Origin of the sequence: Streptomyces sp. NPDC051636 (assembly GCF_044453765.1) — a bacterium.
Classification (GTDB): Bacteria; Actinomycetota; Actinomycetes; order Streptomycetales; family Streptomycetaceae; genus Streptomyces.
The window spans coordinates 390,437-413,297 of record NZ_JBITDA010000002.1; the positions used below are offsets into that span (position 1 = coordinate 390,437).

Here is a 22,861-nt window from a genome sequence, read left to right on the forward strand (position 1 = left end):
TCAGGTCCTTTCGGACGAGGGCGGGGTGCGGGCGTGCCGGGGCTCCGCCCCGTCCAGCCGGGCCGCCGTCTCCAGCAGTACGGCGTGCACGAAGGCCTGCGGGAGGTTCCCGCGCAGCTGGCGCTGGGCGACGTCGTACTCCTCGGCGTACAGGCCCGACGCGCCGCAGGCGCCGCGGTTGCGCTCGAACCAGCGGTGCGCGGCGACGGGCCGTCCCTGCTGGTGCTCGGCCAGCGCCATGACGAAGCCGCACAGCAGGAAGACGCCTTCGGTGTCCTGGAGGGGCCGGTCGTCGTGACGGAAGCGGTACAGGAAGTGGTCCTCGGCCAGCGCGCGGCGGCAGGCGTCGAGGGTGGCGCGGGTGCGGGGGTCACCGGGGGGCAGGGCGCCGCGTACGGCGGGCAGGAGCAGCGCGGCGTCGACGGCGGGGTCCCCGGGGGTGCGCTGCCAGTGGCCGTCGGGATGCAGGGAGGTGGCCGAGGTGGCGGCGAGGATCGTGTCGGCGAGCCGGGTACAGGTGTCCGCGCGCGGGTGGCGCGGGTCGGCGGCGGCCAGGGCACGCAGCCCGGCGACGCAGCTCAGGCGGCTGTGGGTCCACTCCCGGGCGTCCAGCTCCCAGATCCCGGCGTCGGGTTCGCGCCACCGCTCGGCGATGGTGCGCACCGCGAGGCCGGCGGCCTCCGCGCCGGTCGCGTCGAGCCGGTCGTGGCGTGCCGCGGCGGCCAACAGCTGCAGGGCCTCGCCGAAGCAGTCCAGCTGGAACTGGTCCCCGACCCGGTTGCCGACCCGGTCGAAGCCCCCCGGGTAGCCGGGCAGGTCGAGCTCCCGCTGCCCGGGGACGGGCGTGCCGCGCACGGTGTAGGCGGGGGCGAGGCGGGGCCCGTCGGCGCACAGCCGCTCGGCGACGAACCGGACGGAGTCGTCGAGGAGTTGGGTCACACCGGCGGCGGCTGCCGCCTGGCCCGCGTAGCTCTGGTCGCGGATCCACACGTACCGGTAGTCGTAGTTGCGGCCCTCCTCGGCGCGTTCCGGCAGGCTGGTGGTGGCCGCCGCGACCATGCCGCCGCCCTGGGCGGTCAGGCCGCGCAGGACGGCGCAGGCGCGGCGGGCGTCGCAGGGGGCGATGGTGTGGCTGAGCGGGGGTACGGCCTGCCGCCAGGCCTCCTCGGTCACGGCCCAGACCTGCTCGGCGTGCGGGAGGGTGCGCGGGAGCGGGGAGGGGGAGCACTCCAGGACGAGGTCGTGGCTCTCCCCCGGCTTCAGGACGAGCTCGGCGGTCAGGCCCTGCTCACGCGGGGTCGCGGCGGGGCAGCCCTGCCAGCGCAGCCGGTGCGGGCCGGTGTACAGGTGCCACACGCCGTCGTCGTCGCGGTGGGCGGAGTCCAGGGGGGCGCGGCCGTAATCGGCGTGCGGGTCGAGGACGACCGTGAGGTGGGCGGGTCCGTCGACGGCGCGCAGACGGCGCAGCAGGACCGCGCGGCCCGGCTCGCCGGGGAAGGCGAGCGCCTCGCGGCACTCCACGACGCCCTCGGTGGTGGTCCAGCGGCTGCGCCAGATCAGCGTGCCGTTCTCGTAGTAGCCGCCGGGGACGAACGGGGCGCGCGGGGTGACGGCGTAGCCGCCCCGGCCGCCGATGAGGGAGGCGAGGACGGCGTCGTCGTGCCAGCCGGGCGCGCACAGCCAGACGACGGCGCCGTCGGGTCCGATCAGCGCGCCGCGCTCGCCGTCGGCCAGCAGCGCGTAGTCGTGCAGCGCGTGCGGCGGGAAGTAGGTGCTCATGGGCGGCTTCCTCGTTCAGCGCACGCGGTACGGCCGGGCGCGCTCGGCGGCGAGGGTCAGCCCCAGTCCGGGTGAGCCGTCGGCGCCCGGGGTGATGCTGCCGCCGGCCGGGTCGAGGACGCCGTCGAAGAGGATCCGCTCGATGCGGACGTGGTCGTGGAACCACTCCAGGTGGCGCAGGTTGGGCACCGCGGCGGCGGCGTGCGCGTGGGCGTGCGGGGCGCAGTGCCCGGAGATGTCCAGGCCGCGGGCGTGGGCGAGGGCGGCGGCCCGCAGCCAGACCGTGATGCCGCCGCAGCGGGTGACGTCGGCCTGGAGGCAGTCCACGGCGCCGACGGTGAGCATGTGTTCGAAGTACGGGAGGGTGTAGCCGTACTCCCCCGCGGTGACGTCCATCGGAGCGCGGGCACGGATCGCCGCCAGGGTGGCGAGGTGGTCGGAGGAGACCGGTTCCTCGAACCAGGTCACGCCCTCGCCGCCGAGAGCGTCGGCGACGCGCAGGGCCTGTTTCGCGCTGTAGGCGCCGTTGGCGTCCACATACAGGGCGGTGGAGTCGCCGACGCTCGCGCGGGCCCGGCGGACGCGCTCCCGGTCCCGCTCCTCGCACCTCCCCCACGACTCCCCGATCTTGATCTTGACGCGGGGGATGCCCTCGTCCTCGGTCCAGCCGCGCAGCTGCCGGTCCTGCCGCTCGGCGTCGTACGTGGTGAAGCCACCGCTGCCGTACACGGGCACGTCGTCGCGGGCGGCGCCCAGCAGATCGACCAGGGGCAGGCCGAGCAGACGGGCCTTGAGGTCCCACAGGGCGATGTCGGCGGCGGCGATCGCCTGCGCGGCGACGCCGGGCCGGCCGGCGTTGCGCACCGCGCGGCACATCTCCTCGTTCAGGCGGGGCACGTCGAAAGCCGGGGAGCCGGTGACGACGGCGGCGAGCAGGTCGTCCACGACAGCCGCGGTGGCCGCGGGCGCGTAGGTGTAGCCCAGCCCGCTCACGTCGCCGCCGCGGACGGTGACCAGGACGAGGGTGGTGCTGTCCCAGGTGAGGGTGCCGTCGGCCTCGGGGGCGTCGGTGGGCACCGTGTAGACGGAGCTGTCCACCTGCTCGACGACCGGCTGGTCCGTCATGTCTCCTCCCGGTAGGGGTGCGGGGTACGCCTGAGCCGCCCGGTTCACGAGCGGCGTCGCAGCCACAGGGCGGCACCGCCGGCCAGCGCGCCGGTCAGCGCCGCGGCCGAGGCGGTGGCCGCCCAGCGGGCCGTACGGGAGGGCCCGGGCGGCCGTTCGGCGAGGCGCTCGGGCAGCCGGCTGGGCAGATTGCCGTCCAGGCCGAGGGCCAGCACCTCGGCGAGGTGCAGGGCGCGGCGGCCGGTGTCGGCCTGTTCGACCTGGGTGCGGCAGCTGAAGCCGTCGGCGAGCAGCAGGCTGCCGGGGGCCGCCTCGCGGACGGCGGGCAGGACGCCCTGTTCGGCGACGGCCATGGAGACCTCGTGGTGGCCGCGTTCGAAACCGAAGTTGCCGGCCAGACCGCAGCAGCCCTCGTCGAGGACGTCGGCGTCGAGGTGAGCGCGGCGCATCAGTTCGCGGTCGGCGTCGAACTTCATGATGGCGTGCTGGTGGCAGTGGGTCTGCACGGTCGCCTGCCGGGCGAGCCGCGGAGGCCGCCAGTCGCCGGGGGCGTGGTGGACGAGCTGCTCGGCGAAGGTGCGGACCTGCCCGGCCAGCCGGCACACGTCCTGGTCGGCGGGCATCAGCTCGGGCGCGTCGGCCCGGAACACGGCGGTGCAGGAGGGTTCGAGGCCGATGACCGGGGTGCCCGCCTCCAGGTAGGGGCGCAGCACGCCGAGGGTGCGGCGCAGCACCTTCTTGGCGACCGCCAGCTGCCCGGTGGAGATCCAGGTCAGGCCGCAGCACACCGGCTTGTCGGGGACGGCGACGCGGAAGCCCGCGTCTTCGAGGACGCGTACGGCTGAGATGGCGATCGAGGGGTGGAAGTAGGCACTGAAGGTGTCGGGCCACAGCACCACGGTCCGCGGGTCGGCCGGGTCGGGTTGTTCGGCGCCGCGCTCCTGCCACCACTGGAGGAAGGACTGCTCGGCGAACACGGGGGCCTCCCGTGCCGCGTCGATGCCGGCCAGCCGCTTGCCCGTGCGGGCGAGTCCGGGCGCGTGCAGCGCGCTGTTGACGAGCGACGGCGAGATACGGGACAGCCGCGCCCACAGCGGCAGCCAGCCCATGGAGTAGTGGGCGGCGGGGCGCACCCGGCCGTCGTAGTGGTGGGCGAGGAACTCCGCCTTGAGCGTGGCCATGTCCACCCCGGTCGGGCAGTCCGACTTGCAGCCCTTGCAGGCCAGGCACAAGTCGAGGGCGTCACGGACCTCGGTGGAGCGCCAGCCGTCCTTGACCGCGGAGTCCGCGTGCCCGCCCAGCATCTCGAACAGCAGCCGGGCCCGGCCGCGTGTGGAGTGCTCCTCCTCCATGGTGGCCCGGTACGACGGGCACATCACGCCGCCCGAGTGGCCGCGGCAGTTGCCGATGCCGACGCAGCGCATCACGGCGCGGGTGAAGGAGTGCTCGTCCTCCGGATAGCCGAAGTGGGTCTCCGGGGTGTGCGGCCGCCAGGCGGGGCCGAGGCGCAGCTGCCCGTCGACCGGGTTGGGGTGGACGACCTTGCCCGGGTTCATCCGGTCACGGGGGTCGAACAGGGCCTTCAGCTCGCCGAAGGCGGTCACGAGCCGTTCGCCGAACATGCGGGTGAGCAGCTCGCCCCGGGACTGGCCGTCGCCGTGCTCGCCGGACAGGGAGCCGCCGTAGGAGGCCACGAGGTCGGCGGCGCTCTCCACGAACCGCCGGAAGTCCGCCACGCCTTCGGCGGTCTTCAGCCCGAAGGGGATACGGGTGTGCACGCAGCCCTGCCCGAAGTGGCCGTACAGGGAGGGGTGGTCGTAGTCGAACTCCCCGAACAGCCGCTTGAGGTCGCGCAGATAGTCGCCGAGCCGTTCCGGCGGTACGGCGGAGTCCTCCCAGCCCTCCCAGGTCTCCCGGTCGTCCGGGGGCCGCGCGGTCACGCCGAGCCCGGCCTCGCGGGCCTTGAGCATCTTCTCCTCCCGGGCGGGGTCGTCGGAGAAGGCGACGTTCGCGTCCTTCTCGCCGCGCCCGATCGCCCGCAGCAGCGCGTGCGCCTGTTCGTCGACGTCCTCCTGGCTGTCGCCGGCGTACTGCACCATCAGCCAGCTGCCGCCCTCGGGAAGGACGTTGAGGGAGTCGAGGTAGGCGCCCTCCTCGCGCATCAGCTGCGCCATCCGCCCGTCGAGCGCCTCCAGTTGGCTGGGCGAGCAGTGCTCGAGGAGGCGCGGTACGTCGTCGGCGGCGGCGCAGATGTCGTCGTAGCCGAGCACCAGCAGCGACTTGCAGGGCGGCACCGGCACCAGGTCGAGTTCGGCGCGCAGCACGGTCACCAGGGTGCCCTCGCTGCCGACCAGGGCCTTGGCGACGTCGAAGCCGTTCTCGGGCAGCAGCGAGTCGAGGTTGTAGCCGGAGACCCGGCGGGGGATCCTGGGGTAGCCGCGGCGGATGTCGGCGAGGTACTCGGTGGCGATGCGGTTCAGGCCGGCGTAGAGCTCGGCCAGCCGTCCGTCCCGGGCGGCGATCCGCTCGCGTTCGGCGGTGGGCGTCGGCCCGACCCAGGCGCGGACGCCGTCGTAGGTGAGGATCTCCAGGCGGCGCACGTTGTCCACGGTCTTGCCGTACGCCTGGGCCGACGCGCCGCAGGAGTTGTTGCCGATCATGCCGCCGAGCGCGCAGTGGCTGTGTGTGGACGGCTTCGGCCCGAACTGCAGCTTGTGGCCGGCCAGTTGCCGGTTGAGTTCGTCCAGGACGATGCCGGGCTCGACCACGCAGGTGCGGGCCTCGGGGTCCACCGAGACCAGCGCGTGGCAGTACTTGCTCCAGTCGATCACGACGGCGGTGTTGGTGGACTGCCCCGCCAGGCTGGTGCCGCCGCCGCGCGACAGGACGGGTGCGTCGAACCGGGCGCAGACCTCCACGGCACGCGCCCCCGCCTCCACCGTGCGGGGGACGACGACGCCGATGGGGACCTGCCGGTAGTTCGAGCCGTCCGTGGCGTAGGCACCGCGGCTGCCCGCGTCGAAGCGCACCTCGCCGTCCACTTCGGCGCGCAGAGCCGCCTCCAAGCCGGTCACGTCCGGAGGGGTCATCTGCTCACATCCTTGAGATCGCCGACGTCCTTGCCCGGTCACGGACGTGCGAGTACCCCGAGACCGCCCGGTGCAACTGGCCCGGCAGATGTACAGGCTCAAGCGCCGGGCCGCGGTCTCGCCTTCCCGGAGGGGCTGGGACGTCCTCGTCGACGCGCTGAACGGCAAACCCCGGCGACATCCGTGTCGCGAGGCACAACCGGAACGCCTTCCACGGCACCGGCCTCGGCGTCCGGCTGCGCCGCCGCCGCGTCACCCCGATCGTGCTGACCCGCATGGCCACCAGCATCGGCGTGGAGTCCACCGCCCGCGCCGCCTAGGAACACGGCCACCACGTCACCCTCGCCACGGACGCCATGGCCGACAGCGACCCCGAGGCGCACCGGGGCAGCGCCGAGCGGATCTTCCCGCGGCTCGCGAGTCGGGCACGACGGCGGAGGTCCTGGAGCTGCCGGCCAAGAGGCGCGGCTGCCCCCGCACGGCCGGCCGCCGGCCCGGCCCCCTCGTGTGGCCGAACACACGTCCGCACAAGAGGCCGGGTTAACATTCGGCCACGCACACGTGCCACCCAGGCAACGGGTGGCGATCTAAGGGGGCTTGGAACCGGATGCCGGTCAAGGTCAGCGTCGTCGTCCCCGTGTACAACCCCGGGCCCTACGTCGAGGACTGCATCGCCTCGGTGCTGCGGCAGTCGCTGCCTCCCGACGAGTTCGAGGTGATCTTCGTCGACGACGGCTCCACCGACGACACCCCCGCCCGCCTGGACGCACTCGCCGCCGAGCACCCCCACATCCAGGTCATCCACCAGGCGAACTCCGGCTGGTCGGGCAAGCCCCGGAACGTGGGCATCGAGGCTTCCCGGGGCGAGTTCGTGATGTTCGTCGACAACGACGACTACCTCGGCGACGAAGCCCTCGAACGAATGTATGAGTACGGGGTGGAGAACAAGGCCGACGTGATCGTCGGAAAGATGGCCGGGAAGGGCCGCCCGGTGCCGGTGGAGCTGTTCCGCCGCAACCATCCGCACGCCACCGTCGAGAACGCGCCGCTGATCGACAGCCTCACCCCGCACAAGATGGTCCGCCGCGCCTTCCTGGACCGCACCGGCCTGCGCTTCCCGGAAGGCCGGCGGCGCCTGGAGGACCACGTCTTCGTCACCGAGGCCTACCTGCGCGCGGACAACGTCTCGGTGCTCAGCGACTACGTCTGCTACTACCACGTGAAGCGGGACGACGGCTCCAACGCGGGCTTCCAGCGCTTCGACCCGGTCGGCTACTTCAAGAACCTCCGCGAGGCCCTGGACGTCGTCGAGCGGTACACCGAGCCGGGCCCGCTGCGCGACCGGCTGCTGCGCCGCTGGCTGCGCGTGGAGATCGTCGAGCGGATGAGCGGGCCCCGCCTGCTGCGGAAGCCGGACGACTACCGGCGGGAGCTGTTCCGGGAGATGCGCGGGGTGCTCCTCGAGCGCTTCGGCCCCGGCGTCGCCCCCGGCCTGCGCCCGGGGCAGCGGATCGTCGCCGCGCTGATCCGCGAGGACCGCTACGACGAGCTGGTCGCCTACGCCCAGTGGGAGACCGGCGTCGCCCCCAGGGCCGTACCCACCGGGGCGGAGTGGCGCGACGGCAGGCTGCGGATCTCCTTCACCGCCGAGTACCACTCCGCCGGCCGGGCGCTGACGTTCGCGGCCGACGGCACCGGCGCCCCCGCCGACGACGCGCCCCGGGATCTCGACGAGGCGACCGCCTGGCTGGGCGCGGCCGCCGTGGACGGCTTCGAGAAGGCGACCGCCGACCTGATCCTGCGCGACCGCGCCAGCTCCGCATCCTTCTTCCAGCCGGTGGAGCTCACCCGCGAGCGCGTCCCGGCCGAGGACGGCCGCATCCGGCTGGTGCTGCGCGGCACGGCCACGGTCGACCCCGCCGGCGCGGCGGGCGGCGCCCCGCTGCACACCGGCCTGTGGGACGCGTACGTCCGCGTCGGTCTGGGCGGCTGGACCAAGGACTGCCGCCTGGGCCCGGCCCCCCGGCACGGCCGCCCCGCGCTGTGCGCGGGAGTGGTCGCCGGCCGGGTGGTGCTGCCCTACTGGACCAAGCAGTACGAGAACTTCTCCCTGGACGTCGACCGGGCGACCAGGGCGCTGGGCCTCGGCGGGCTCACCCCCGAGGACGCGGCGGTCTCCGGCGACCGGCGGATCAGTCTCGCGCTGCCGTTGTACGTCGCCGACCGCACCGACGTCCTGCTGCGCTGGACCGGCACCGCGTCGTGCGGCCCCCTCGAAGAGACCGGGACGCTCACCCCCGCCGACGGGAACGGCTCACTGCTGCAGACCGCGCTGCCGCTGCCCGCCATGAAGGGGGCGGCATGGCGGCCAGAGGTGTGCCTGGCCCCGGAGGCCGGCACGCCTCGCTACGTCGCTCTGCCGCTGGCGCTGCACGTGAGCCGGACCGGCGGCGTCCGGGTGGCGGGACCGCCCGCGCCCGGCCTCGTACGACGGCTGGTGCGCACGGTGCGGCGGGTGGCCGGCGCGGCCCGGCGGAAGATCGCGACGAAGGACGACACACGGAGGGCGTGACGGCGTGCGGGCACTGCAGATGGCGGACGCCTGGGTGCTGGAACCCAAGGTGTTCCCGGACGACCGGGGCAGCTTCCACGAGTGGTACAAGGGCGAGGAGTTCCGGGAGGCCACCGGGTACGACCTCTCGCTCGCCCAGGCCAACTGCTCGGTGTCCCGGCGGGGCGTGCTGCGCGGCATCCACTTCGCCGAGGTGCCGCCCGGTCAGGCCAAGTACGTCACCTGTGTGCGCGGCGCCGTCCTCGACGTGGTGGTGGACATCCGCGTCGGCTCGCCCACCTTCGGCCGGTGGGAGGCGGTGCGCCTCGACGACGGCACCCGGCACGCCGTGTTCCTCGCGGAGGGCCTCGGGCACGCGTTCATGGCGCTCACCGACGACGCCACGGTGGTGTACCTGTGCTCGGCCGGGTATGCGCCGAGGCGCGAGCACGGGGTGCACCCGCTCGACCCCGCTCTGGGCATCGCATGGCCGCGGGGCATCGAGCCGCTGCTGTCCGAGAAGGACGCGGCGGCCCCGTCACTGGCCGAGGCGGAGCGGTCCGGGCTGCTTCCCACGTACGCGGACTGCTCCGCCCACTACGAGCGGCTGCGCGCGAGCCGGTGAAAGCCGCTCAGCGGCTGACGCCGAGCTGCTCCACCGCGCGGCGCAGGGGCTCCCAGCCGCGGGACCGCTTGGTGCCGCGGTTGCGGGCCGCCACCAGCGGCTTCCAGAAGCCCGCGGAGATCAGCGTCTCCGGCCTGACGGCGGCCGTGCGCTCCAGGACGGACTCGGGCACCTTCTGCGGGTCGGGAACCTCGAACTCCGCGATGATCTCGTCGTACTTGTCCTTCAGTACCGTGTTGTCCGGGTCGGCGCCGAAGACGACCAGCTGACCGGTGGGCGCGGTGTCCACCAGGACCGTCGCCAGGTCGGGGCGGTAGCGGCCCAGGATCTCGACGAGCTTGTAGACGTCCCCGGTCCAGGCGTTGGTGTGCCGGTCGCGGGCCGCCTCGTCCACGTTGCGCGGCAGCATGTCGTCGAAGACGATCACGCTGGCCCAGTCCGAGTGCTTCTCGATGTTGATGAAGTCGCGCAGCGCGTACTCGAACAGGTGCATGCCGTCGATGAACGACAGGTCCAGGGTGGTGCGCTTGAAGTACCCGAAGGGGCTGCGGTTGCGGGCCAGGTTGCGCAGCGGGTGGCGGCCGCCCCTGAGGTGCGCCAGGGGGTTGTCGCGGGCGAAGAAGTCGTCACTCGTCGCCTTCGCCAGGTGGACGTCGCAGCGGATCTCCGTGACCACCTTGAACGCCGGGTCGATCGCGATGCTGGGCACCCGGGACAGCGTCAGGCTGCGGCCGTCGTTGACGCCGATCTCCAGGTAGTTGCGGTTCGCGGTGACCTTGTGGAGTTCCCGCAGGAACTCGTGCCGTTTCACTGAGACATCTCCTTGCGGATGTGGGGCAGTGCTTCGTGCAGGGCGGACCGCCAGTCCCGCAGCGGTGGCAGACCCGTCTCCCGCCACCGGTCGTGCCCGAGCACGCTGTACGCGGGGCGTGGCGCGGGCCGGGGGAAGGCGTCGCTGCCGGTGGGCCGCACCCGGTCCGGGTCGGCACCGGCGAGCCGGAACACCTCCCGGGCCAGTTCGTGCCAGCTTGCCTCGCCGGAACAGGTGGCGTGGAAGATACCGTGCGCGCCGGTGCCGCGGGAGAGCCGGGCGCCGAGGTCCGTGATCCGGGCGGCGACGTCGGCGCTCCAGGTGGGCTGCCCCCGCTGGTCGTCGACCACGTCGAGGGTGTCCCGGCAGCCTTCGAGCTCCAGCATCGTACGAACGAAGCTGCGGCCGTGGACGCCGTACAGCCAGGCCGTGCGCACGACGGCGGACGCGCCCGGGAGTTCCTCCAGCACCGCCCGCTCCCCCGCCAGCTTGGTGCGGCCGTACGCGGTGCGCGGCGCGGGGGGATGGTCCTCCGGGTAGGGGGTGCTGCGGGCCTCGCCGGAGAAGACGTAGTCGGTGGAGACGTGGATCAGGCGGGCGCCGTGTTCGGCGCAGGCGCGGGCGAGCAGCCGAGGCCCCTCGCCGTTGATCCTCAGCGCCCGTGCCTCGTCGGTCTCGGCGTCGTCGACGGCCGTGTAGGCGGCGCAGTTGACGACGATGTCGGGCCGGTGTTCCGCGAACGCCCGCCGGACGGCGTTGGCGTCGGTGATGTCCAGGGCGGCGCGGTCCAGGCCCGTCACGTCCGCACCGCGCCGCAGCAGTTCCCCGACGGTGTCGCGGCCGAGCATGCCGCCCGCGCCGGTGACCAGCCACCTCATCTCATCAGGCCCCCTGCCGGGAGCGCAGCTTGAGCGGTTCCCACCAGGCGCGGTTGTCCCGGTACCAGGCGACCGTGTCGGCCAGCCCGGTCGCGAAGTCGTGGCGCGGCCGGTAGCCCAGTTCGTCGCGGGCTTTGCTCCAGTCCACCGAGTAGCGCAGGTCGTGGCCCTTGCGGTCGGCGACGTACTCCACCCGGTCCCAGCCGGCGCCGCACGCCTCCAGGAGCAGCCCGGTGAGCTCCTTGTTGCTCAGTTCGGTGCCGCCGCCGATGTTGTACACCTCGCCGGGACGGCCCTTGGCGCGGACCAGTTCGACGCCGTGGCAGTGGTCGTCGACGTGCAGCCAGTCGCGGACGTTGCGCCCGTCGCCGTACAGCGGGACCTTGTGTCCGTCGAGGAGGTTGGTGACGAACAGCGGGATGACCTTCTCGGGGAACTGGTGCGGGCCGTAGTTGTTGGAGCAGCGGGTGACCCGCACGTCCAGGCCGTGGGTGCGGTGGTAGGCCAGGGCGAGCAGGTCGGAGGAGGCCTTGGAGGCGGAGTACGGGGAGTTGGGCGCCAGCGGGTGGGTCTCCGGCCAGGAGCCGGAGCCGATGGAGCCGTAGACCTCGTCGGTGGAGATGTGCACGAACGGGCCGACGCCGTAGCGCAGGGCCGCGTCCAGCAGCGTCTGCGTGCCGACCACGTTGGTGAGGACGAACTCGCTCGCCCCCGCGATCGAGCGGTCCACGTGGGACTCGGCGGCGAAGTGCACCACCTGGTCGGCCTCGGCCATGAGCTTGTCGACCAGGTCGGCGTCGCGGATGTCGCCCTGGACGAACCGAAGGCGGGGATGGCCGGCGGGCAGGTTGTCGAGCGTGCCCGCGTAGGTGAGCTTGTCCAGCACGGTGACGCGCGGCGCGTCGGGCGCGTCGTCGGCGAGGAGGGTGCGGACGTAACAGGAGCCGATGAACCCGGCGGCGCCGGTGACGAGGAGGTTCATGAACGGATCTGCACCTTGCTGTGGTCTCCTAGGACGAGTCGGTGGGCACTGGGGACATCGGGCGCCGGGGTCACCTCGACGTGCCGGCCGATCAGCGAGGACTCGATCCTGCCCACCCCGTCGATGGAGGAGTCCCGAAGCACGATGGAGAACTCCAGCTCGCTGTCCGTGATCCGGCAGTTCTCCGCGATCGAGGTGAAGGGGCCGACGTAGGAGTCGCCGACGACGGTCCCGGCACCGATGACGGCGGGTCCGACGATCCGCGAGTTGACGATCCGCGCCCCCTCCTCGACGACCACCCGCCCGACGGTCTCGGACAGTTCGTCCACCTCGCCGTCGATGCGCCGCTGAACCCCCTCCAGGACCATGCGGTTGACCTCGAGCATGTCACCGACGTTGCCGGTGTCCTTCCAGTAGCCCTCGATGACCGTGGAGCGCACGTCGGCGCGGGCGTCGATGAGGTACTGGATGGCGTGGGTGATCTCCAGCTCGCCCCGCCAGGACGGCTTGACGGCCCGCACCGCCTCGTGGATCAGCGGGGTGAACAGGTACACCCCGACCAGGGCGAGGTCGCTCTTGGGGTGCTCGGGCTTCTCCTCCAGGCCGATCACCTGGCCCGAGGAGTCCAGTTCGGCGACGCCGAAGGAGCGGGGGTCGGGGACCCGGGTCAGCAGGATCTGGGCGTCGGGACGGCTCGCGCGAAAACCCTCGACCAGGTCGCGGATGCCGCCGACGACGAAGTTGTCCCCGAGGTACATCACGAAGTCGTCGTCCCCGAGGAAGTCCCGCGCGATCAGCACCGCGTGGGCCAGGCCGAGGGGCCGCTCCTGGGGTATGTAGGTGACGTCCAGGCCGAACTTCGAGCCGTCGCCGACCGCTTCCTCGATCTCGGCGGACGTGTCACCCACGATCATGCCGACCTCGGTGATCCCGGCCGCGGCGATGGATTCCAGCCCGTAGAAGAGCACCGGCTTGTTGGCCACCGGGACCAGCTGTTTGGCCGACGTGTGCGTGATCGGCCTCAGCCGGGTGCCGGCACCGCCGGAGAGCACCAGAGCCTTCATCTGCCACACCTTATCGGCGATCGTCCGGATCGGACCTTTGCTTGTTTTGCTGGTTTGTTACGGCAGCGTGGCTCTGCTGTGTGGTTCTGGTGGGTTCAGTCCTCACCGCGGACGATGTTGCCGTCCGGGCCCCGGTACTCCTCCCGCGCGGCGCCGCGGTCCACGATGGCCGGCAGGCAGGTGCGCAGCCCCCTGTTCCGCCGCCTGCGGGCCTTCGACCAGCCCGTCTCGGGGAAGCGGGCGACAGGTTTCTCAGTGATGTGCGCGGTCACGACTCTCAACCTCTTCTTCTGGCACTGCTGCGTTGTTCCGTCACGTACGGCCGCCACCGCCGCCGCCGAACGACCCGCTCGAACCGGGCTCCCAGCGCGGACGCCGCTGGTCGTCGGCCCGCTTGGTGCCGGTGGGGTTGAGCTGGTGCGGGGTGAGCCGCTCGCTCTCGTCCGCCGCCCGGGGCACCTCGTCGGGTTCGCGCACCTCGTGCGCCTCCTGAACCGGCCCGGAGACCGGACGCGTGGGCTGCTCCTGCGGACGGGGCGGCCCCGGCTCGCGCCGGCGCACCCGCATGCCCAGGCGGAAGGCCCAGATCAGCCCGGCGACAATGGCGACGCCCACGACCAGGAGTGCGATGTACCCGAAGGCGGAGACGGCTCCGGCGGCCTCGTTGATGGCAGTGTTCATGGACGCCGGGTACCCGGTCAGGCGCGGCGGATGCCTGGTCGGGTGGCCCCGGCGTGGCGCGGCCGACCGCCTCGCCCCGCGGAGTAGCGTCACCGGACGATGTCGGAACTATCGGAAATCTCGGACGACGGCGATGTCGTCGAGCGGTACACCGCCACCGCGCCCCGCCCCGGCCGGGCCATGGTGCGCTGGCTGTCGACCACCGACCACAAGGTGATCGGCCGGCTCTACATGGTCACGGCGTTCTGCTTCTTCCTCCTCGCCGGCCTGCTGGCGCTCGGGATGCGCGCCGAGCTCGCGCGTCCCGGTCTGCAGTTCCTGAGCAAGCAGGGCTACGACCAGTTCGTCACCATCCACGGCACGATCATGATGCTGCTGTTCGCGACGCCCATGTTCGCCGGGTTCGCCAACGCGATCATGCCGCTCCAGATCGGTGCCCCTGATCTGGCCTTTCCCCGCCTGAACGCGCTGTCGTACTGGATGTACCTCTTCGGTGGCCTGATCGTGGTGTCGGGCTTCGTGGTGCCCGGCGGGTCGGCGGCGTTCGGCTGGTTCGCGTACGCACCGCTGAACAGCGCCTACTTCTCGCCCGGCGCGGGCGGGGACCTGTGGGCGATGGGGCTGGTGGTCTCGGGTGTGTCGACGACGCTGACCGCGGTGAACTTCATCGCCACGATCATGTGCCTGCGGTCGCCGGGCATGACCATGTTCCGGATGCCGATCTTCACCTGGAACGTGCTGTTCACCTCGATCCTGGTACTGCCCGCGTTCCCGGTGCTGACCGCGACGCTGCTGGCGCTGGAGGCGGACCGGAAATTCGGGGCGCACGTCTTCGACGCGACGAACGGGGGCGCGCTGCTGTGGCAGCACCTGTTCTGGTTCTTCGGGCATCCGGAGGTCTACATCGTGGCGCTGCCGTTCTTCGGGATCGTCACGGAGATCCTTCCGGTCTTCTCCCGCAAACCGCTCTTCGGCTACCTGCCGCTGATCGGCGCGACCATCGCGATCACCATGCTGTCCGCGGTGGTGTGGGCGCACCACATGTTCGCCACGGGCGCGGTGCTGCTGCCGTTCTTCTCGATCATGTCCTTCCTGATCGCGGTGCCCACGGGGATCAAGTTCTTCGCCTGGATCGGGACGATGCGCAACGGCTCGCTGTCGTTCGAGACGCCGATGCTGTGGGCGATGGGCTTCATGGTGTCGTTCCTGCTGGGCGGGCTGAGCGGGGTGCTGATCGCCTCGCCGCCGCTGGACTTCCACCTCACCGACTCGTACTTCATCGTGGCGCACCTGCACTACGTGCTCTTCGGCACGGTGGTGTTCGCGATGTTCGCCGGCTTCTACTTCTGGTGGCCCAAGATCACCGGGAAGATGCTGGACGAACGGCTCGGCAAGCTGCACTTCTGGCTGCTCTTCCCGGGATTCCAGCTGACCTTCCTGGTGCAGCACTGGCTGGGCGAGATCGGGATGCCCCGCCGGTACGCGGACTACCTGCCCGCCGACGGGTTCACACTGCTCAACACCCTGTCGTCGGCCGGGGCGTTCCTGCTCGGCGTCTCCACCCTGCCGTTCCTCTACAACGTCTGGCGCACCACGACCCGGGCGCCGGCCGTCACGGAGGACGACCCGTGGGGATACGGCCGGGGCCTGGAGTGGGCGACCTCCTGCCCGCCGCCGCGGCACAACTTCGTGGCGCTGCCCCGGGTGCGGTCGGAGTCGCCCGCCTTCGACCTGCACCATCCCGCGATCGTCAGAAAGGCGGAGGAGGAGGGACAGCGATGAGGACCGAGGCCTTGCTGTGGGGTGGTGTCGCGCTGTTCTTCGGCGGGACCGCCGCGCTCTACGGGGCGTGGTCGGGCGAACCGGCGGGCACGGCGGCACTGGTCGTCGCGTTCGGGATGGGCGGCGTGGTCGCCTTCTTCTGCGCGGTGCAGTACCGGCGCCGGGGAACGCGCGCCCAGGACCGCCCGGACGCCGAGGTCGCCGACGCCGCCGGCCCGGTGGCGTTCTTCCCGGACGAGAGCCCCTGGCCGGTGGTCACCGCGCTCGGCTTCGCGCTCGCGGCCACCGGCGTGGTGTTCGGGCTGTGGCTGTTCCTCATCGGCTGCGGCGTGCTGGCGCGCGGCGTCTTCGGGCTGGTGTTCCAGTACGCACACCGGTGATGGACCGCCTCGGGGCGCCGGGGCGGAAGGTGTCGACGGGGCGGTGGCCGGTGTCGTAGCCGCCGGTCACGTCCTGCCGGATCTCGCCGGTCGGTACGCCCTCCGCCAGGCGGTGCCGCTCCGCCTCCACCAGGGCCAGGCACACCCACCGGGTCACGAAGAACGCGGCGACCGGCGCCACCAGCAGCGTGACGCGCAGGATCCAGGTCAGCGCGTTCACCGAGATGCGGAAGGTCTGGGCGACGACGTCGTTGCCGCCCGCCAGCAGCAGCACGCCGTAGAAGACGGTCCCGGCGACGCCCAGGCCGGTCCGTACGGGACGCTCGCGCGGCCGGTCGCACAGGTGCCGTTCCTGGTGCCACTCGCCCGTCAGGCGCTGCTCCACGAAGGGGTAGGCGTACAGCACGAGGAACAGCAGGGCCGGCAGCACGACCGCCGGGAGCAGCACGTTCCACATGAAGGTGTGGCCGGCCAGGTTCGTCTCCCAGGGCGGCACCAGCCGCAGCGCGCCCTCCAGGAAGCCGACGTACCAGTCGGGCTGCGAGCCGGTGGAGACCAGGTCCGGCCGGTAGGGGCCGTAGTTCCACACCGGGTTGACCTGGGCGATGCCGGCGAGCAGGACCAGTACGGCGGAGACGACGAGGGAAAGGCCCACGGACGAGGCGGTGAACTGGGGGAAGAGCGGTTTGCCGAGGACGTTGGCGTTGGTGTGGCCCGGTCCGCGCCACTGGGTGTGCTTGAGGTGGAAGACCAGGATCAGGTGCACGGTGACCAGGCCGATGAGCGCGCCGGGCAGCAGCAGGATGTGCACCGGGTACAGCCGGGTGATGATGTCGTGGCCGGGATACTCGCCGCCGAAGGCGAAGAAGCTGACGTACGTCCCCACCACCGGCAGGGAGGCCATGATGCCCTGGGCGATGCGCAGTCCGGTGCCGGAGAGCAGGTCGTCGGGGAGCGAGTAGCCGGCGAAGCCCTCGGCGAGGGTGAGCACGAACAGGGTGAGCCCGATGACCCAGTTCAGCTCACGGGGCCTGCGGAACGCGCCGGTGAAGAAGATCCGCAGCATGTGCAGGCCGATCGCGGCGACGAAGACCAGCGCGGCCCAGTGGTGGGTCTGCCGCATCAGCAGGCCGCCGCGCACGTCGAAGCTGATGCGCAGCGTGGAGTCGAAGGCTCCCGACATGCGCACCCCCTGCAGCGGCACGTAGGAGCCCGCGTAGACGACCTCGCGCATCTCGGGCTCGAAGAAGAAGGTCAGCCACACCCCGGTCAGCACCAGCACGAGGAGGCTGTAGAGCGCCAGTTCGCCCAGCAGGAAGGACCAGTGCTCGGGGAACGCCTTGCGCAGCAGCGACCCGCCCTCGACGACCGGCAGCCGGGCGTCCACGGCGTCGGCGAGCCGTTCGCCGCGGGTCGTACGGGGCGGCTCGGGCGTTTCGGGGGCGGTCACGTCTGCTCCGGTTCCGCCGCCGCCCGCTGCACCTCCGCCTCGACATCGGCCCGCGACCGGCCGGTCTCCTTCGCGTACTCACCCAGCGCCGTCTGCACCTCGCGGGCCAGGTCGCGCCAGGCCCGCAGGGCCGTCTCGTAGGTCGACGACTGGGTGCCGGTCCACTGTCCCTGGGCCGGAGGGCCGTACGCGTCCCGCAGTCCCATGGCCCTCGCGTGCGCCGCCTCGGCCGCGCGCTGCTTCTCCACGAGCTCTTCGAAGGTGTGTGCCACGGCAAGACCCTAGGCACGGCGGACGTACGGACCCGGGCGACCTGCCGCGCGCGCCCCGCACCCGCACCCGTGTGGCGGGTCGCCCCGCGCCGGTCAGCCGTCGAGCACCAGGTCGGCCCACACCTGCTTGCCGCCGCTCACCGGCAGCGTCCCCCACGCCGCCGACATGGCCTCCACGAGGAGGATGCCCCGGCCGCCGGTGGCCTCCCAGCCGATGCTGGTGGGCTTGATCGGCGAACGGGGCGAGGCGTCGGCGACGGCGACGCGCAGCCGGTGGTTGAGGAGGGTGAGGTCCAGGCGGACCTGCCCACCGGTGTGCACCAGGGCATTGGTGACGAGCTCGGAGACGACCAGCAGCACGGTGTCCATGTGCTCGCCGGGCACGCCCCAGGCGCGCAGGACGCGCCGGGTGAAGCGGCGGGCGTGCCGGGCGGCCTCCGGGACCCGCCACACCGTCCAGTTCTCCCTGAGCGGGCGGACGGCCATGCCGTCGTAGCGCATCAGGAGCAGGGCGACGTCGTCCTCGCGGTGGGCGCCCGCGAGCAGGGCGTCGGCGACCAGGCCGAGGTGGGCGGGGTCGGACGCGGACAGGTCGCGGGCGAGGCGGTCCATGCCGTCGTCGATGTCGTCCTCGGCGGACTCCACCAGGCCGTCCGTGGTCAGCGCGAGGACGGTGCCGGGCTGGAGCCGGAGCAACGTCATGGGGAACTCGGCCTGGGCGACCACGCCGAGCGGCGGGCCCCCCTCGGTCTCCTCGATGGTGGTGGAGCCGTCGGGGTGGCGCAGCACCGGGTACAGGTGTCCGGCCCGCACGCACCAGGCGGAGCCCTCCTCCATGTCGACGTCCACGTAGCAGCAGGTGGCGAAGAGGTCCGTCTCCATCTCCATCAGGAGCCGGTTGGCGTGCGAGACGACCACGTCCGGCGGGTGTCCCTCGGTGGCGTAGGCGCGCAGGGCGGTGCGCATCTGGCCCATGAGGGTGGCGGCGCCCGCGTTGTGGCCCTGGACGTCGCCGATGACCAGGGCGACGTGGCTGTCGGGCAGCGGGATCACGTCGTACCAGTCGCCGCCGACCTCGAGACCGGCGATGGTGGGCAGGTAGCGGGCGACGGCGACCGCGCCGGGCAGTTTGGGCAGGCGGCGCGGCAGCAGGGTGCGCTGGAGCATGCCGACCAGTTCGTGCTCGGCGTCGAAGGCGTGGGCGCGCATCAGGGCCTGGCCGGCCAGGGTCGCCGCGGCGGTGAGCAGGGCGCGCTCGTCGGGGCCGAAGTCGTGCGGCTGGTCCCAGCCGATCAGGCAGGCGCCGGCCATGCGGCCCCCGGCGGGCAGCGGCAGGACGGCGAGGCCGCCGGGGCCGACCTCGGCGAGGGCGGGTTCCAGGGGGGTGCCGGCGGGCCAGATGCGGGTGCGGCCCTCGCGCAGGGCGGCGGCCAGGGTGGGCATCGCCCGCACCGGCGCGTCCGGCCACTCGGTGCGCCACTCCGTGCGCCACAGATCCGGCCAGACCTCCGGTTCGGGCGGGTCGAGGACGGTGACCACCAGCCGGTCGTTCTCCAGCTCGGCCAGGGCGATCCGGTCGGCTTTCAGGGGCCTGCGCAGGGCGGTGACGACGGCCTGGCCGACGTCCTTGACGGTGCCGGCGGTGGCGAGCGCGGCGGCCAGGCGCTGGATGCGGGCCACGTCGGTGACGTCGGAGCGCAGTGTGGAGGCGTCCGCGACGGTGCCGGCCAGGCGGGCCGGCAGTCCGTCGCCGCCGGGCAGCAGCCGGCCGCGCAGCCTCAGCCACCTCGGCAGGCCGGAGGGCTGCAGGATGCGGAACTCCAGCTCGCGGTCGCCGATGGACATGTGGTCGGCCTCGACGACGGACATCAGCGCGGGCAGGTCCTCCGGCACGGTCCGGCCGAGCAGGCTCTCCACCTTGCCGTCGAACTCCTCCCGGGCGATCCCGAACAGCTCCAGGATCCGGTCGCCGACCTCGATGCGGCCGGTGTCCATGGCCAGGCTGAAGGCGTCTGCGGGCAGTTCGCCGGTGTCGGCGGCGCGGGCCGGGGCGGGCCAGGCGACGGCGTCGGCGATCAGTTCGAGGCAGGCACGGTCCTCGGTGCCGAAGCCCCCGGGGCTCTCGGTGACGGCGATCAGGCAGCCGCCGCCCTCCATGGGCACCGGCAGGGCGGCCAGGGAGAAGTCCTGGGACGGGGTGCGCCGCGCCTCCGGGCAGTCGGCGAGTTCCTCGGGGCCGAGCCACAGCCGCCGCCCCCGGTGGGCCTCGGCCGCGGGGGACCGGCCGGCGGCGGGATAGCTGTCGCGCAGCCCGTACAGCGTGCGCGGCAGACCGGCCGACTCGACGAGGTACAGGGAGACACCGTCCTCACCGGGCGCGTACACCCCGGCGAAGGCCGCACCGGCGAAGACGAGCGCGTGTTCGAGGACGCGGCGCAGCCGGTCGGCGGAGCCAAGATCGGCAGAGATCGTTTCGAGGGCAAGTTCGGCACGCTCCGTTCTCGTTCTGCGCACCGCGGCGCCCTCACTGACCACGTTCGCCATTACAGCGCTTATGGGGTCCCTGCGCAGCCCCTGTGACCGTTCGATGAACCTCTCGGCAGGTGGGCGCTCGAAACGTGCCGAACATGTCTTCACCCATGAGTTCCGCACGGCGATCTCGTGACAGCCGTGACTGTCCGCCACCACCGAGGGCTGGAAAGGTCGTGGCGGGCCAAGGAGGGGAAGGCGTATGGACAAGCGGTACGAGGTGTACGCGCTCGCCGACAGACACTTCTACGACACGCCCGACCGGCTGTCCGCGGCCGGCCCGGACCCCGCGCCTCTGTACGACACGGCGCGGCGCGAGGTCCCGGAGGGCTGGCACGCGGCGCGCACCGGCGACTGGCTGACGCTGACGCCGGTCGACGCGGACGGCAGGCCGCTGCCCTCGCCCGCCCAGGGCTGGAAGATCCACGCCTCGGCCACGCGGGCGAACGCGGAGCGGATCGCCGCGCGGGTGTGGGACTACTGCGTGCCGCGCCGCATCCCGTTCAAGTTCGTGCCGGCCCCGCACCTGCTGCACCTGCGCAACGCCAAGTACGCGGGCCGCGACACCAGCGGCAAGTTCGTCACCGTCTACCCGGACGGCGAGGAGCAGCTGCACCAGGTGCTGCGCGAGCTCGGAACGCTCCTTGAGGGCTTCGAGGGGCCGTACATCCTGACCGACCTGCGCTGGCACGACGGCCCGCTGTACGTCCGCTACGGCGCCTTCGCCCGCCGGTACGTGGTCGACGAGCGCGGCTCGCTGGTCCCGGCGGTCCGCGACGGCGAGGGCCGGCTGGTGCCGGACCGGCGGGCGCCGTCCTTCCAGGTGCCGGAGTGGGTGACGCTGCCCTCCTTCCTGGAACCCCATCTGGCGGCCCGTAACACCACGACGGTCGGCGAACTGCCGTACCGCATCGAGAAGGCGCTGCACTTCTCCAACGGCGGCGGCGTGTACGCGGGGACCGACACCCGCGACGGGCGCCGGGTGGTGCTCAAGGAGGGCCGGCCGCACGCGGGGCTCGCCGCCGACGGCGCGGACGCGGTGGCGCGGCTGGAGCGCGAGAAGGCCGCCCTGGAACGGGTCGCCGGGACCGGTGTCGTACCGGAGGTGCGGGACTGGTTCACACTGGGCGACCACCGCTTCCTGGTCATGGACTTCCTGGAGGGGCGGCCACTGAACTCCTTCTTCGCCGAACGGCACCCGCTGCTGAGCCCGGACCCGGACCCGAAGGCCGTCGCCGACTACACGGCGTGGGCGTTACGCATCCACCGGGCGGTCGAGAAGGCCGTGGCGGCGGTGCACGCGCGCGGGCTGGTCTTCAACGACCTGCACGTCTTCAACATCATGGTCGGGCCCGACCAGGAGTCGGTGTTCCTCATCGACTTCGAGGCCGCGGCCCCGGCCGAGGAGATGGGCCGCCAGGTCGTCGCCCACCCCGGCTTCTTCGCCCCGCCGGACCGCCGGGGCCCGGACGTCGACCGCTACGCGCTGGCCTGTCTGCGGCTGGCCCTGTTCCTGCCCGTGACCACGCTGTTCGTGGTCGACCGGGGCAAGGCGGCCCACCTGGCCGAGGTCGTCGCCGAGCAGTTCCCGGACGTGCCGCGCGCCTTCCTGGACGAGGCGGTCGCGGAGATCACCCGGGACACGGCCGGCCCGGCCCGCGCGGTGGGGCCGGCCCAGCCGGTGGTGCCCGGCGACTGGCCGTACAGCCGGGACTCGATGGTCAAGGCGATCCTCGCCTCGGCCACCCCCGAGCGCGACGAACGGCTTTTCCCCGGCGACATCGCGCAGTTCTCCGACGGCGGCGGGCTCGGCCTCGCGCACGGCGCGGCCGGGGTGCTGTACGCGCTGGCGGAGACCGGCGCGGAACGGTACGACGAGGGCGAGCGCTGGCTGCTTGACCGCACGGCACCCCCGCCGCCCGGCACCCCGCTCGGCCTGTACGACGGTCTCGCGGGCGTCGCCCACGTCCTGGACCGGCTCGGACACCGGCAGCGCGCCCTGGACCTGGTCGACGGCATCCTGCGGGAGAAGTGGCAGCACCTCTCCTCCGACCTGCACGGCGGGCTGGCCGGCGTGGGCCTGGTCCTCGACGGCCTGGCGCGCACGACCGGCGAGCGGGAACTGGCCGAGCGGGCCGCCGAGGCCGCGGACCTCCTCGTCGGCCGCCTCGCCGAACCGGCCCCGGACAGCCCCCACAGGCGGGCAGGGCTGCTGCGGGGCGCCACCGGGCCGGCGCTGTTCCTGCTGCGCAGGTACGCCACGACCGGCGAGCCCCGGCTGCTGACGGCCGCCGCGGAGGCGCTGCGCCGCGATCTGGCGCGCTGCGTGGTGCAGGAGAAGGGCGGCGGCCTGGAGGTGGACGAGGGCTGGCGGACCCTGCCCTACCTCGGTGACGGCAGCGCCGGCATCGGCCTGGTCCTCGACGACTTCCTCGCGCACGCCGTCGACGACGAGTTCGAACGGGCCCGGGCGGGCATCCTCACCGCCGCCACCTCCCGCTTCTACGCGCAGCCCGGCCTCTTCCAGGGCCGCGCCGGAATGATCCTGCACCTCAGCCGCACGACCACGCCGGGCGCCACACCGTCCCGGCTGGCCGAACAGATCGCCGGACTCGGCTGGTTCGCCATGGCCTACCAGGGCCAACTGGCCTTCCCCGGCCACCAGATGATACGGCTGTCCATGGACCTCGCCACCGGAACGGCCGGGTGCCTGCTCGCGCTCGCGGCGGCCCTCGACGGCGAGCACACCGCACACCTGCCGTTCCTGCCGCCGCCACCGGCGGCCCCCACCACGCGGCTCCGCGACCTGACGGAGTCGTGACACCACCCCGTCCCCACCAAGGGATCCAAGGGAAACGACAGA

17 protein-coding genes and 1 pseudogene are annotated in these 22,861 nt (G+C 72.8%); 6 read left to right on the plus strand and 12 right to left on the minus strand.

Annotated elements, in window-relative coordinates:
• From ACIBBH_RS05460 to ACIBBH_RS05470, 3 genes are read right to left on the minus strand one after another with little or no spacing between them, the layout of a single operon-like run.
• On the minus strand, positions 1–1,779 hold the full coding sequence (locus ACIBBH_RS05460; protein WP_399402161.1) for a glycoside hydrolase family 15 protein: 1,779 nt from the start codon (positions 1,777–1,779) through the stop codon (positions 1–3).
• 15 nt (positions 1,780–1,794) lie between these two features.
• Positions 1,795–2,904, minus strand: coding sequence for an enolase C-terminal domain-like protein (locus ACIBBH_RS05465; protein ID WP_399402163.1), 1,110 nt, complete (start codon positions 2,902–2,904; stop codon positions 1,795–1,797).
• Positions 2,905–2,948: 44 nt separating this feature from the next.
• On the minus strand, positions 2,949–5,993 hold the full coding sequence (locus ACIBBH_RS05470) for an FAD-binding and (Fe-S)-binding domain-containing protein (protein ID WP_399402165.1): 3,045 nt from the start codon (positions 5,991–5,993) through the stop codon (positions 2,949–2,951).
• 130 nt (positions 5,994–6,123) lie between these two features.
• On the opposite strand from ACIBBH_RS05470, the pseudogene ACIBBH_RS05475 reads away from it, so the two are divergent.
• The 3 genes and pseudogenes from ACIBBH_RS05475 to rfbC form a co-directional block, all read left to right on the plus strand.
• Positions 6,124–6,537: pseudogene (locus ACIBBH_RS05475) on the plus strand (isochorismatase family protein); the annotation flags it as partial.
• A gap of 63 nt (positions 6,538–6,600) precedes the next feature.
• Positions 6,601–8,565 carry a glycosyltransferase family 2 protein gene (locus tag ACIBBH_RS05480; protein ID WP_399402167.1) on the plus strand — a complete coding sequence of 655 codons (1,965 nt, stop codon included), beginning with the start codon at positions 6,601–6,603 and terminating at the stop codon, positions 8,563–8,565.
• 4 nt (positions 8,566–8,569) lie between these two features.
• A complete protein-coding gene (gene rfbC / locus ACIBBH_RS05485) occupies positions 8,570–9,169 on the plus strand; it encodes a dTDP-4-dehydrorhamnose 3,5-epimerase (protein ID WP_399402169.1) in 600 nt (199 codons plus the stop codon).
• Positions 9,170–9,176: 7 nt separating this feature from the next.
• Here rfbC and ACIBBH_RS05490 read toward each other — a convergent pair whose 3' ends face one another.
• The 6 genes from ACIBBH_RS05490 to ACIBBH_RS05515 form a co-directional block, all read right to left on the minus strand.
• Positions 9,177–9,980 carry a class I SAM-dependent methyltransferase gene (locus tag ACIBBH_RS05490; protein WP_399402171.1) on the minus strand — a complete coding sequence of 268 codons (804 nt, stop codon included), beginning with the start codon at positions 9,978–9,980 and terminating at the stop codon, positions 9,177–9,179.
• Positions 9,977–10,858 (minus strand): dTDP-4-dehydrorhamnose reductase, encoded by an 882-nt coding sequence (gene rfbD / locus ACIBBH_RS05495; protein WP_399402172.1) that lies wholly within the window; start codon positions 10,856–10,858, stop codon positions 9,977–9,979. Before rfbD ends, ACIBBH_RS05490 begins: the two co-directional genes overlap by 4 nt.
• 4 nt (positions 10,859–10,862) lie before the next feature.
• Positions 10,863–11,840: a dTDP-glucose 4,6-dehydratase gene (gene rfbB / locus ACIBBH_RS05500; RefSeq protein ID WP_399402174.1), complete on the minus strand. Its 978-nt coding sequence runs from the start codon at positions 11,838–11,840 to the stop codon at positions 10,863–10,865.
• Entirely contained in the window at positions 11,837–12,904 is a 1,068-nt protein-coding gene (locus ACIBBH_RS05505) for a glucose-1-phosphate thymidylyltransferase (protein ID WP_399402176.1), read from the minus strand. Before ACIBBH_RS05505 ends, rfbB begins: the two co-directional genes overlap by 4 nt.
• Before the next feature lie 95 nt (positions 12,905–12,999).
• A complete protein-coding gene (locus tag ACIBBH_RS05510; RefSeq protein WP_399402178.1) occupies positions 13,000–13,176 on the minus strand; it encodes a hypothetical protein in 177 nt (58 codons plus the stop codon).
• A 40-nt stretch (positions 13,177–13,216) separates the two neighbouring features.
• Positions 13,217–13,585, minus strand: a complete 369-nt coding sequence (locus tag ACIBBH_RS05515) for a DUF6479 family protein (protein WP_399402180.1) — start codon at positions 13,583–13,585, stop codon at positions 13,217–13,219.
• Positions 13,586–13,765: 180 nt separating this feature from the next.
• Between ACIBBH_RS05515 and ctaD the strand changes: the two genes are divergently transcribed.
• Both ctaD and ACIBBH_RS05525 read left to right on the plus strand, forming a co-directional pair.
• A complete protein-coding gene (ctaD, locus tag ACIBBH_RS05520) occupies positions 13,766–15,367 on the plus strand; it encodes a cytochrome c oxidase subunit I (RefSeq protein ID WP_399402708.1) in 1,602 nt (533 codons plus the stop codon).
• Positions 15,364–15,747 (plus strand): cytochrome c oxidase subunit 4, encoded by a 384-nt coding sequence (locus ACIBBH_RS05525; protein ID WP_399402182.1) that lies wholly within the window; start codon positions 15,364–15,366, stop codon positions 15,745–15,747. Before ctaD ends, ACIBBH_RS05525 begins: the two co-directional genes overlap by 4 nt.
• On the opposite strand, the gene ACIBBH_RS05530 is transcribed toward ACIBBH_RS05525, so the two are convergent.
• The 3 genes from ACIBBH_RS05530 to ACIBBH_RS05540 form a co-directional block, all read right to left on the minus strand.
• Positions 15,683–17,197, minus strand: a complete 1,515-nt coding sequence (locus ACIBBH_RS05530; RefSeq protein WP_399402184.1) for a cytochrome bc complex cytochrome b subunit — start codon at positions 17,195–17,197, stop codon at positions 15,683–15,685. The genes ACIBBH_RS05525 and ACIBBH_RS05530 overlap by 65 nt on opposite strands.
• Positions 17,194–17,469: a hypothetical protein gene (locus ACIBBH_RS05535; RefSeq protein ID WP_399402186.1), complete on the minus strand. Its 276-nt coding sequence runs from the start codon at positions 17,467–17,469 to the stop codon at positions 17,194–17,196. Before ACIBBH_RS05535 ends, ACIBBH_RS05530 begins: the two co-directional genes overlap by 4 nt.
• Positions 17,470–17,562: 93 nt before the next feature.
• Entirely contained in the window at positions 17,563–20,013 is a 2,451-nt protein-coding gene (locus tag ACIBBH_RS05540) for a SpoIIE family protein phosphatase (RefSeq protein ID WP_399402187.1), read from the minus strand.
• Between the two features lie 187 nt (positions 20,014–20,200).
• Here ACIBBH_RS05540 and lanKC point away from each other — a divergent pair, with 187 nt between their 5' ends.
• Positions 20,201–22,819, plus strand: a complete 2,619-nt coding sequence (gene lanKC, locus ACIBBH_RS05545; RefSeq protein ID WP_399402189.1) for a class III lanthionine synthetase LanKC — start codon at positions 20,201–20,203, stop codon at positions 22,817–22,819.
• Positions 22,820–22,861: the final 42 nt, after the last annotated feature.

What these genes read in the sequence shown, in the direction of transcription:
- ctaD (WP_399402708.1), top strand. Translation starts at nt 13,766, where the DNA reads ATGGTGCGCTGGCTGTCGACCACCGACCACAAGGTGATCGGCCGGCTC.
- ACIBBH_RS05540 (WP_399402187.1), bottom strand. Translation starts at nt 20,013, where the DNA reads ATGGCGAACGTGGTCAGTGAGGGCGCCGCGGTGCGCAGAACGAGAACG.
- ACIBBH_RS05465 (WP_399402163.1), bottom strand. Translation starts at nt 2,904, where the DNA reads ATGACGGACCAGCCGGTCGTCGAGCAGGTGGACAGCTCCGTCTACACG.
- ACIBBH_RS05525 (WP_399402182.1), top strand. Translation starts at nt 15,364, where the DNA reads ATGAGGACCGAGGCCTTGCTGTGGGGTGGTGTCGCGCTGTTCTTCGGC.
- rfbB (WP_399402174.1), bottom strand. Translation starts at nt 11,840, where the DNA reads ATGAACCTCCTCGTCACCGGCGCCGCCGGGTTCATCGGCTCCTGTTAC.
- rfbD (WP_399402172.1), bottom strand. Translation starts at nt 10,858, where the DNA reads ATGAGGTGGCTGGTCACCGGCGCGGGCGGCATGCTCGGCCGCGACACC.
- ACIBBH_RS05505 (WP_399402176.1), bottom strand. Translation starts at nt 12,904, where the DNA reads ATGAAGGCTCTGGTGCTCTCCGGCGGTGCCGGCACCCGGCTGAGGCCG.
- ACIBBH_RS05470 (WP_399402165.1), bottom strand. Translation starts at nt 5,993, where the DNA reads ATGACCCCTCCGGACGTGACCGGCTTGGAGGCGGCTCTGCGCGCCGAA.
- ACIBBH_RS05515 (WP_399402180.1), bottom strand. Translation starts at nt 13,585, where the DNA reads ATGAACACTGCCATCAACGAGGCCGCCGGAGCCGTCTCCGCCTTCGGG.
- ACIBBH_RS05460 (WP_399402161.1), bottom strand. Translation starts at nt 1,779, where the DNA reads ATGAGCACCTACTTCCCGCCGCACGCGCTGCACGACTACGCGCTGCTG.
- ACIBBH_RS05480 (WP_399402167.1), top strand. Translation starts at nt 6,601, where the DNA reads ATGCCGGTCAAGGTCAGCGTCGTCGTCCCCGTGTACAACCCCGGGCCC.
- lanKC (WP_399402189.1), top strand. Translation starts at nt 20,201, where the DNA reads ATGGACAAGCGGTACGAGGTGTACGCGCTCGCCGACAGACACTTCTAC.